Annotated in this window: 10 protein-coding genes; 4 read left to right on the top strand and 6 right to left on the bottom strand. The window is 39.9% G+C overall.

Annotation, left to right across the window (positions count from 1 at the left end):
• Positions 1-394: 394 nt before the first annotated feature.
• Positions 395-460 carry a putative holin-like toxin gene (locus ODU45_RS09430; RefSeq protein ID WP_220125377.1) on the bottom strand — a complete coding sequence of 22 codons (66 nt, stop codon included), beginning with the start codon at positions 458-460 and terminating at the stop codon, positions 395-397.
• Here ODU45_RS09430 and ODU45_RS09425 point away from each other — a divergent pair.
• Entirely contained in the window at positions 442-651 is a 210-nt protein-coding gene (locus ODU45_RS09425; RefSeq protein WP_398581202.1) for a hypothetical protein, read from the top strand. The genes ODU45_RS09430 and ODU45_RS09425 overlap by 19 nt on opposite strands.
• A gap of 267 nt (positions 652-918) precedes the next feature.
• Here ODU45_RS09425 and ODU45_RS09420 read toward each other — a convergent pair whose 3' ends face one another.
• Positions 919-1,569 carry a DUF3885 domain-containing protein gene (locus ODU45_RS09420; protein WP_253212993.1) on the bottom strand — a complete coding sequence of 217 codons (651 nt, stop codon included), beginning with the start codon at positions 1,567-1,569 and terminating at the stop codon, positions 919-921.
• Between the two features lie 123 nt (positions 1,570-1,692).
• Here ODU45_RS09420 and ODU45_RS09415 point away from each other — a divergent pair, with 123 nt between their 5' ends.
• The gene (locus ODU45_RS09415) at positions 1,693-2,568 is read left to right on the top strand and encodes a CPBP family intramembrane glutamic endopeptidase (RefSeq protein ID WP_105178605.1); all 876 of its coding nucleotides are present in this window, start codon (positions 1,693-1,695) and stop codon (positions 2,566-2,568) included.
• A 17-nt stretch (positions 2,569-2,585) separates the two neighbouring features.
• Here ODU45_RS09415 and ODU45_RS09410 read toward each other — a convergent pair whose 3' ends face one another.
• The 3 genes from ODU45_RS09410 to ODU45_RS09400 form a co-directional block, all read right to left on the bottom strand.
• Complete coding sequence (locus ODU45_RS09410) at positions 2,586-3,422, bottom strand: DUF975 family protein (protein ID WP_105178606.1); 837 nt, start codon at positions 3,420-3,422, stop codon at positions 2,586-2,588.
• A 329-nt stretch (positions 3,423-3,751) separates the two neighbouring features.
• The gene (locus ODU45_RS09405; RefSeq protein ID WP_024415048.1) at positions 3,752-5,140 is read right to left on the bottom strand and encodes an amino acid permease; all 1,389 of its coding nucleotides are present in this window, start codon (positions 5,138-5,140) and stop codon (positions 3,752-3,754) included.
• Between the two features lie 159 nt (positions 5,141-5,299).
• Positions 5,300-6,961 carry a hypothetical protein gene (locus tag ODU45_RS09400; protein WP_398581200.1) on the bottom strand — a complete coding sequence of 554 codons (1,662 nt, stop codon included), beginning with the start codon at positions 6,959-6,961 and terminating at the stop codon, positions 5,300-5,302.
• A gap of 156 nt (positions 6,962-7,117) precedes the next feature.
• Here ODU45_RS09400 and ODU45_RS09395 point away from each other — a divergent pair, with 156 nt between their 5' ends.
• Positions 7,118-7,945: an exodeoxyribonuclease III gene (locus ODU45_RS09395; protein WP_012775042.1), complete on the top strand. Its 828-nt coding sequence runs from the start codon at positions 7,118-7,120 to the stop codon at positions 7,943-7,945.
• Between the two features lie 291 nt (positions 7,946-8,236).
• A complete protein-coding gene (locus tag ODU45_RS09390; RefSeq protein WP_105212349.1) occupies positions 8,237-9,136 on the top strand; it encodes a cation transporter in 900 nt (299 codons plus the stop codon).
• Between the two features lie 137 nt (positions 9,137-9,273).
• Here the strand turns inward: ODU45_RS09390 and tnpA are convergent, their stop codons facing one another.
• Positions 9,274-9,747 (bottom strand): IS200/IS605 family transposase, encoded by a 474-nt coding sequence (gene tnpA, locus ODU45_RS09385; protein ID WP_136671879.1) that lies wholly within the window; start codon positions 9,745-9,747, stop codon positions 9,274-9,276.
• Positions 9,748-9,804: the final 57 nt, after the last annotated feature.

The following is a 9,804-nucleotide window of genomic DNA, read 5'->3' as shown; positions in this document are numbered from 1 at the left end:
TCTGCTCTGCTCTGCTCTGCTCTGCTCTGCTCTGCTCTGCTCTGCTCTGCTCTGCTCTGCTCTGCTCTGCTCTGCTCTGCTCTGCTCTGCTCTGCTCTGCTCTGCTCTGCTCTGCTCTGCTCTGCTCATGGTATTCTCCTTTTCTTAGGCTGTCAAGCCGTTTTTGATGATGTAGATAAAAAATTGTCAAACGATTTTAGTTTGTGATATAGTGAGTGTGAAAAAGGGATTGAGCTCCAACCCAATCCGCCGTGTTCGTTTCCTTCTGTTTTTTTGGGGAAACGACCTCAAACAGTCTCCCAGACTGTTTGAGCATTTTAAAGACGGGACGAATGAAGATTACAGTCAACCTGCTAGTTCACTCTGTCAAAGTTTCATAGCAGTTGGCTGTCTTTTATTTTTTACGATTGTTAAAAATAAATGTCAGTAGCACAATTAGTAATGTGCCAAACTGAAACATCAGCCCGAGAGCCTCTGCGGCAGACATTAGTTAGAGTAAAATCAATAGAAATGTTGATTGTCTTTGGTATTAACGTGAGATTTTTGAAACGATATTTTTCAAAAATCGAATTAGTGCAACTTTTAGAGGCTGGGCAAAAAGCCCAGCACCGCTTCTCAAAGTTAGTGTCAACATCTCAGCGCAGTGGTTGATTGGCAGATTTGTTCGTGTTTTACACTCCAAATCTAACCTAATCAACTGTGCGGGGGTGGGAAAACGAACTCTTCTATGAATGGTTGAGTTCTTTCCCACTCCCGTTTTTTTATGAGAAAGTTTTGCTTTCCATCAAAAATAAAGTTGCCACCTCCCAAAATAGATTTCCACCCCGCTTTTGGAACTTTTCTACTGTTCTATTCTACCATATTTTCCACAGATTTTACTGTGGATTTTTTGAACCTGTATTCACTTGTGAAGGACTTTTATCTAAGAGATGGTATATCACCTTTAGTAGTGATTTCCTCCCCCCTCACCCTTCTCTCCATCTCCTCCATATCATAGTCAAATAGGAGGTCATGGCAGTCTGTAAAGAGCTCCAAACGTTTGTCATCATCTAAAACAGCAATATCAACTCCCCGATCATCGTAGCAATGATAGATGATATTGTCCTGACTAGATAGGAAGAGAACAGAACTTGATAGATAGTTAAAACCTCCATGGTCGGCTTTGACAATCTCCCTCAACAAAGCGTTTAGGTCTTGGTCGGTAACTGGGAAAAGATAGCGCTCAAAGACTAGCACATCTCCCGTCCAGTCCTCCACTTCTATCAACTCAGACTCAGGAACCTTGTCGAAGTTAAATTTCGATGAAAAATGCCAGAGGTAGGTGTCTATGTCCCTATCTTCCTGTCGAAGGAGCGAAAGGAGCACATAGTCGTATTCTGAACTAGCCTGCTCAAAAAGTTCCACTGCACGTGCATAGGCTCTTTCAAGATAGATTGCTCTTGGTAATTCTTCTGCTTCATCTGCAGGCCCAATTTCAAATCTAAGCGCAAGAGGTGTCCCGTAAAAAAATGGACCCACTAGTCGATTATCTTTCAGTTGGAAGGACTTCAGCCATTGATTCAATTCCATACACTATTCTCCTTATATAGCTTTGTACTATTCTACCATATACTAGGAAATTAGGTCTAGTCTTCTTTGGAAAAATATGGTAGAATAGTGAACTAGTAAAGTATATTATAAAAAGGAGGTCCCATGAAAACCGAATTTATTAATGAGAAAGCTCAATCAGCTTTCAATCTCAACATCCTCACCTCTCCTATTGTAGCTACTATTTTGTTGATAGTGGGAGATTCACTAGGAGCGGTTATTCTTACTCCAGTAACCTTTTTACTCCCAGTTAGCGAAACCCTTTCTGTAAGTTTTGAACTGTTCGCCTTCGCTTTTATCAGTCTGATGGTCATTTTATGGGCACGGTATATTGAAAAAAGCCCGTGGGCAGGACTTGGTTTTACCAAAAAAGGGGCGGGAAAAGATTTTCTACTAGGTTGGGGAATCGGAGCTGCAATGCTGACCACTTGCACACTCATCATGTGGGGATTAGGCGCGATTGAATTTACAAGCATCCAGTTCTCTACAAAATTAGTCGGAGAATTTATCATCCTTATCCTTGCCTGGTCTATCCAAGGTACGACAGAAGAAATTCTAACAAGAGGATGGATGTTCTCATCACTTTCAGCTAAACACAATATTCCTATTGGTATCATTATTTCTTCCCTCTTCTTCACATTTCTCCATCTCGGAAACAATGCTATTTCACTCATTCCAATTTTGGATTTAACCCTATTTGCCATTCTTGCCTGCCTCATTATGCTCAAAACAGGCAACATTTGGGTGATTGGTGGCTTACACGCTGCGTGGAACTGTTTCCAAGGGAATGTTTTTGCATTCCCGGTCAGCGGCACCGATGCTGGTCAAGCCTTTGTTCAAATCGGTATCACTGGTCCTGAGTGGCTATCTGGTGGAAAGTTTGGTGTAGAAGGCTCCGTCATCAGCTTGCTTGTCCAAGGAATAATGATTTCCTGGTTGGTTTACGACCTCTATTTCAAGCGCAAAACAAGCTCCCTATAATCATAAAAGACTGTTAGCTACTCTACAGCTGACAGTCTTTGTTTTTTCAATTTTTCGTAGAAAATAGTCCTAGATAAATGATAGTAAGGAGTCACAAAAAAAGATAACAAATGAAGGGTCAATAATTCCCCAATAAACCAACCTAAAAAGGATAAATCTAACCAAATACGTTGCCAATAGTTCCCTTTCATCAAGAAACGACTTTCCCTAAATACAGCCAGAGGACCAGTATAACTAGCATTATCCAAATGGTCATACAAGACAAATACAACCTGTGAGTAGGTATAGTAGACAAAAAGGTAAATAATCATTCCTAGTAGGAAAATCGGAGCCCCTATCTTCATTAATTGACTAGGCTGATGAACTGCCAGCTCTGCCATTGCCCCAGGAGATAAGACCATCAAACTACTCATTGTGAAACCTTTAATAAATAAAGCAGCCCCTAGATTAGCTGGAAGTCCAGCCATAAAAAGAAGCAAATAATAATAAAGAAAAGTGGTCCAGATAGGCTTCTTCCATTCTGTCTTTAGAAATGAAAAACTATCTTTTAAAGAAAACTCCTGTCTATCCCCTCTTAACAATTCCAATAAATGAAAACAGGACAGACCGATGAACAGCTGTAACAGCAGAGCGAAGCCGAACTCACCTAAATAGGTCAACCTGATTGAAGACACCAATCGCCCCTCCACAAAAGCACTGTTTTGACGGAGCTCTAGAAATGTCAGTAGGCGAAAAATTGTTACTGGTATAGCATAAACAATAGATAGCAAAATGGAGGGCAAAAATAGTAGTGTTGTGCCTCTTGTCCGCTCGCGAGTCATCATCGCTCTTGATACTATATCACTCGTCATCATCACAATTCCCCTCCAATTTTCTCTCCTTATTTATAAAGTCACGTCGCAAATATTCTATCTACATCGGACTACTTTACCATCCTACTATTAGTATAAAACTTTATCCATTAATTTTCCAGAACATCTCTTAAAAACAGGAAAATCCCTCCAAAATACGAAGGGATTCCTAATAATTTGTTAACACCATACTCCCTAGGCTACTGTGGATACGTTTCTCCTTTATTATATCTGTATTGTTATATATATTATACTATTTTATTTTTAAGTTTTCCATTGTTTCTATAAAAAAATTGTACAAAAAATCCCTTCAAATAAAGAAGGGAAATCTATTATTTGGCTTCCGAATGACGATAACCATAACAGAAGTAAATCAAAATTCCAACGACCAAGGATACTCCGAATGCTAACCAAGTATCTAAACTATATTGGAACATAAATGAAAGACAAATGATAATCGAGAGGATAGGCAACAAGGGAACAAGAGGTGTTTTAAATTGTCCATCTTTTGGCAACCCTTCGACTTGACGCAGACGAATAATACCCAGCGCCAGCATGATCAAATAAGCTAAGGTACAGATATTGAGGAAGGAAGCAATACTTGCTAGTGGGAAAATACCTGCACAAATGGCTGCAAAAATCCCCACAAGAATGGTCGCATTTTTAGGAACCTTGCTTGTTTGTGTCAATCGGCTCAATGATTTCGGTAGCAAACCATCACGACTGATGGAATAGACCATTCTCGACAAGGCGTAGGTCATCGAAATACATACTGTAATCAATGTTAGGATTGCTACAATAGAAATATAACTCGCTGCCCAATCCAATCCAACTTCTCGAAGTGCAAAGGCAACCGCATCTGCTACATTCAACTTAGTATAGTGAACCATGCCAGTCAAGACTAATGTCACTACAATATAAAGAATTGTTACAATAGATAGAGACAATACGATTCCTTTTGGTACATTCTTCTCAGGTTTTTTCACCTCATCAATCGCTAATGAAATAGACTCAAATCCCAGGAAGGCAAAGAACATGAGAGACGCTCCCGCCATAATTCCCGCCTGTCCACCATAAATGGCACCAAAGCCAAAAGGAGAGAAGTTCGACCAGTTTTCTGGTTTGATAAAGAATAACCCTACTAAAATAAATAATGCCAACGCTGAAAATTTCAAAACTACCAAGGCTGAATTGAAACGAAGAGCCGCCTTAGAATTAAGCAAGACCACTCCTACTACGAAAATTAAGACGATAACTGGTAAGAGGTCTACATAGGTACCAGCAGCGGGGTTAAAAGTTCCGCTCAGAGCTGTTGGCATAGCGATACCAAAATTAGCTAGGAGTCCTTTCAAATAAGCTCCCCAACCAGATGCAACGCTCGATACAGCAGTCAAGAATTCCATGATCGTCAGCCAGCCAGCAATCCAGGCAGGAAATTCACCAAAAACCGAGTAGAGATAACCATAGGCACCACCGTTAGTCGGTATACGAGAGGCAAATTCTGCGTAAAACAAAGCTGTTAGTCCGACTGAAATTGCTGCAATAACAATTGAGATGATCAGAGCTGGACCTGCATACTGGGCTGCTGCCAAACCAGTTACCGTAAAAATACCTGTTCCAACCATCGAACCGATACCTAAAAATATCAAATCAACCAAGCCTAAATGCCGACGCATTTGACTATTGCGACCGACTGCTTGTTTTTTTCTAAATAAACTCACAAAATACTCCTTCAGAATAAGAATAGGGATACTCGACAGAACAAGCTACCGATTCCTGTCAGAGAACCACAACGCCCCATTATACCATAAGTTGAAATATTTCGCATGGGTGATGACAAACAAAAGAGCAAGGCTTTTCTACCTCACTCTTTCTTATGATTATTCTGGATTAACCTTAAAGTTTTTAAGATAATTTTTCTTATCTAACTGACCGCTAAAGTGATCTCCTACTTTGATAAACGGTAAACGATCTGTACTATCTTCCGTTGCTTTGACTTTATAAATCTTGCCCTCAGACTCAATATAGTAGATTGTCGTACCGCCAATTGTCTGACTCGCTAAAGCTTCTACTTTTCCACTGATAACCTCAGTCTGTTCACCAACTTCTCCATTTTCAGTCACTGTCAATCCTGAAAGGCTAGAAGCATCCGTTCCTGTGACTTGAGAAATTAAGAGTGCAATATCATTATTAACAGTAACCTGTTGATAATCTTCAGCATCAACAAGAGCGTATGATTTAACCAAGCCGGCATCATCTTTCAAGGATACTAAATAGTAAGCTGTATCTGCCAATTTAACCAGGCTTGGAGCAGTGGCTTTATAGCCCTTCTCCTGTACTTCACCTTCTGCAGACTTTTGCGCTGCTGTTTCCGTCGCCGAAGCCAATTTGTAGTTGGTAATTTCACGAGTTCTCATATTGACAAGAATGAATCCAAGGTTGGATGAATCAGCAGTTGCTGAAGTGATACCTGTGTAGAGATAAATATCTGAGCCGATAGAAATATAATTATAGCTGTCTGTTGTATTTTTCACACCAGTTTGACTGAAAATGGTATTCCAGAAACCATTTTGATAAGTATAGTGGTCATCTACACGGCTGATAACATTGTCTGCTGAATAAACACGGTCTACCCACTCTGGAATATCTTCCAGACTATACTTCTTACTTTCCCCTGTTACTGCATCCAATACAATAGCGCCAATCGGGTCATTTGATGAAAGTCCAAATTTTGGCTCGTAAATCGTTGCAATATAATATGGATTTCCTTGGTCATCCACTTCGAAGGATGGTTTCCCAAAAATAGTTGTCGGGTATTGCAGGCGAAGATGACGCAACGTATCATTCAGCAAAAATTCGGAATCTGAATAGTGCATGGCTTTGCTCAACTTGGCAAGTTCTGCCTTCCCTGTTGTCTGATTAACCTTCACGTAGTAACCAATCCCATCTTGATGGTTGCTCAGCCATTTCCAAAAATTCTTATATTCCAAAGGCGATACACGGAATGGTTGCTGACCGATAGTAATCTGGCGATAATCATCCGAAATGCCAAACTGGGAGACCTTGTCAATGGTACCTAGATAAGTATCACCGATTTTTTCGGCTGAGGCACGATCTAAAAGGGCCAATTTGGATATGTCTGTTTCAGGAAAATCTGCTTTAAAATCCGCATCCTTGACGCTTATGACAGCAGCGTAATCCTTAGCACGAAACACACGTGAGTTGATAAGCCCCAGCCCCAACAAAGCCAGGACAACCAATACCCAAATTCGTCCCAACCATTTTAAGTAAGCTGGCAGTTGCGAGGTTTTAATCTGATAGGTATCTACTTGTCTTTGGCGACCGGAAATCTTGGTCACCTTTTGAAAAGCACCTTTGGAGCTGAACATGGAAAGTATGAGCCAAACCAGTCCGACAGATTGAAGGAAAAATATCCAGAAGTCCACACTCAAAATATTTAAAGCAGGCAACTGGTACCAGTAGTAGATTAGCATTTCCAAAACTAGGGCTAACCAGGCAAAAACAAATAATTTTCTTTTCATAATAACCTCCTTGACACAGATTTATTAGTTCTATTGTATCACAATTTTAATGTTATAATACAAGAATTATAAAAAATTTTTTCAAGTTTCCATATTCGCCTGCAACTTTTATTTTTGGTATAATGTAAAACAGTAACAGACTAGAAAAGGAACATTATGAAACTCATTTCTTGGAACATTGATTCTCTTAACGCTGCATTGACTGCAGAATCTCCGCGCGCCCTATTATCACGCGCAGTCATCGATACACTTGTGACAGAAGACGCTGATATTATCGCCATTCAGGAAACAAAATTGTCAGATAAGGGACCGACTAAAAAGCATCTAGAAATTTTGGAAAGCTACTTCCCTGGATATGCCAATACCTGGCGTTCATCTGTAGAACCAGCTCGCAAAGGCTATGCTGGTACGCTCTTCCTCTACAAAAACCATCTAACTCCAACCATTACCTTCCCTGAGATTGGTGCTCCAACAACCATGGATTCTGAAGGGCGTATCATCACGCTAGAATTTGACGACTTCTATGTCACACAAGTTTATACGCCAAATGCTGGTGATGGCTTGAAACGACTTGCTGACCGTCAAATCTGGGATGTACAGTATGCTGACTACTTAGCAAAACTTGATAGCCACAAACCTGTTCTTGCAACAGGTGACTACAACGTTGCTCACAAGGAAATTGACCTTGCTAATCCCGCAAGTAACCGTCAATCTCCAGGATTTACAGATGAAGAACGTCAAGGTTTTACAAATCTTCTAGCAAAAGGTTTTACAGATACCTTCCGCCACTTGCACGGTGATGTTCTCAACGCCTATACTTGGTGGGCACAACGTAGCCGAACCAGTAAAATCAACAACACCGGCTGGAGAATTGATTACTGGCTTGTCAGCGACCGCATCGCCGATAAAGTAAGTAAGTCAGATATGATTGACTCCGGTGCTCGTCAGGACCATACACCAATTGTAATGGAGATTTCATTCTAATAGTGGATATTAATACTCAATGAAAATCAAAATCAGACTAGGCGACGCAGATGCAGATAGAACTGAAGTTCATCAAATCAAGTCAACAACGTCTGATTTTGATTTTCGAAGAGTATAACATGATTTCAATTATCAGATAACAGATATTAAAGGCTTAAAACCCGTAGGTCTATTGCAAGGGTTTTAAGCCTTTATTTCTTATCACTCTACCTTGTTTTAATTTGCTTGATTTGAAAGCGATGTCATTTTATGGTAAAATAAATATATAGATAAACATTAAAAGGAGGGATTATGGACCATAAAATTATCGAACGCAAATCTCTAACTGTTTCCTCTGTTGTGAACGGTTTATCTGGATTAGCAGGCATTGCCGTTTATATCATGACTGACCTAAACGCCCTCCTCCTAGACGGAGTCTTTTCTCTGATAGCATTTATTTCGTCCTTAGTTGCAGTTTACATATCGAAAAATAGTCATCGGAAAACCGAGACTTTTCCTCAAGGACTGTATTTTCTAGAACCTCTCTACGCTATCATGAAATCTCTCGCAACTCTACTACTCCTGGTATTTGCTGTACTTGAAACTAGCGCGACAGCCTTTGCTTACTTTGTTCATGGAATCGGTCATCAAATGACTACTGGTCCCGTTCTACCTTATACCATAACCATGTTTTTTGTCTGCATGGGGCTTTACCTATACAACCGCCATATGAGTGCCAAAGTCAATCATCTGTCTACTATCATATTAGCAGAAGCAAAAGGCAACCTTATAGACGGACTCATTTCAGGTGCAATTGGAATTGCAATTCTTCTGCTCTATCTTGTTCCTATCAACTCTTGGTTAGGCTTCCTGCATTATACTGGTGACTTCTTTTTGACACTGGCACTAGCAATCATTTCATTTAAGGAACCTTGGAACTTATTAGTGGCATCTTTCAAGGAACTCGCCAACGGAACGATCCATTTCCCTGAAATACATGATTCTATCTATCAGCTATTGGAGCCTTACTTAAAGGAAGATAGCAATGATGTCGAAATCCATATTTTCAAACAAGGCATGAGGATTCGCGTTAAAATCAATCTCCACAATGTCCATCACGAAATTATCCAAAAACTCTTAGAAGATAAGCCTCAGATGCTCTATCTTTTGAAAAAACATCATGAATATATTTCAATAGAATATGCGCTATAGTCATAACCACCCGTGAAAACGGGTGGCTTGTACACCGGCTATAAGCCGTTTCTCTCCAGCGACGTCTAAAGACGTTCGCTGAACTTCGTTCAGGTTAGTGCTATAATTACTTGACTAATGCCCGTAACAACGGGCTTTTATCTTGTTCTAAAACTGCCATCTGAAAATGGATCTTCATACTCTTTGACGCTCAATTTATCAAGTGCAATGTCATTTTTCTCCTGCTCGCGAATGTATTTCGCAACTGTCTTTTCGTTCAGTCCAACGGTACTAACATAGTAGCCTCTAGCCCAAAACTTTCGATTTCCATACTTATATTTCAAATTAGCGTATTTATCAAATATCATTAGAGCACTTTTACTTTTCAAATATCCCATAAAATCGGAAATCGAAAGTTTTGGGGGTATCAAGACAAGCATATGAACATGGTCTGGCATCATGTGTCCCTCAATAATTTCCACGCCTTTGTATCGACATAGATGACGGAAAATATCAATTAAGTCCTGCCTTATTTTGTAGTAAATGGATTTTCTACGGTACTTAGGTGTAAAAACTATGTGATATTTGCACATCCATTTGGTATGTGATAAACTGTAACTGGTTTTAGCCATTTCTTTTTCCTCCTTTATCTAACCTGAACAATTAGATTATATCAGGAAAAAGAAATG

The organism is Streptococcus sp. 2022WUSS135, assembly GCF_044427045.1.
Lineage (GTDB): Bacteria > Bacillota > Bacilli > Lactobacillales > Streptococcaceae > Streptococcus > Streptococcus hashimotonensis.
This window is presented reverse-complemented; position numbering and strand designations above follow the sequence as displayed.

Coding starts and splice junctions, on each gene's coding strand:
- tnpA (WP_136671879.1), bottom strand. CDS start 9,747: ATGGCTAAAACCAGTTACAGTTTATCACATACCAAATGGATGTGCAAA.
- ODU45_RS09410 (WP_105178606.1), bottom strand. CDS start 3,422: ATGATGACGAGTGATATAGTATCAAGAGCGATGATGACTCGCGAGCGG.
- ODU45_RS09425 (WP_398581202.1), top strand. CDS start 442: ATGTGCCAAACTGAAACATCAGCCCGAGAGCCTCTGCGGCAGACATTA.
- ODU45_RS09420 (WP_253212993.1), bottom strand. CDS start 1,569: ATGGAATTGAATCAATGGCTGAAGTCCTTCCAACTGAAAGATAATCGA.
- ODU45_RS09415 (WP_105178605.1), top strand. CDS start 1,693: ATGAAAACCGAATTTATTAATGAGAAAGCTCAATCAGCTTTCAATCTC.
- ODU45_RS09395 (WP_012775042.1), top strand. CDS start 7,118: ATGAAACTCATTTCTTGGAACATTGATTCTCTTAACGCTGCATTGACT.
- ODU45_RS09400 (WP_398581200.1), bottom strand. CDS start 6,961: ATGAAAAGAAAATTATTTGTTTTTGCCTGGTTAGCCCTAGTTTTGGAA.
- ODU45_RS09390 (WP_105212349.1), top strand. CDS start 8,237: ATGGACCATAAAATTATCGAACGCAAATCTCTAACTGTTTCCTCTGTT.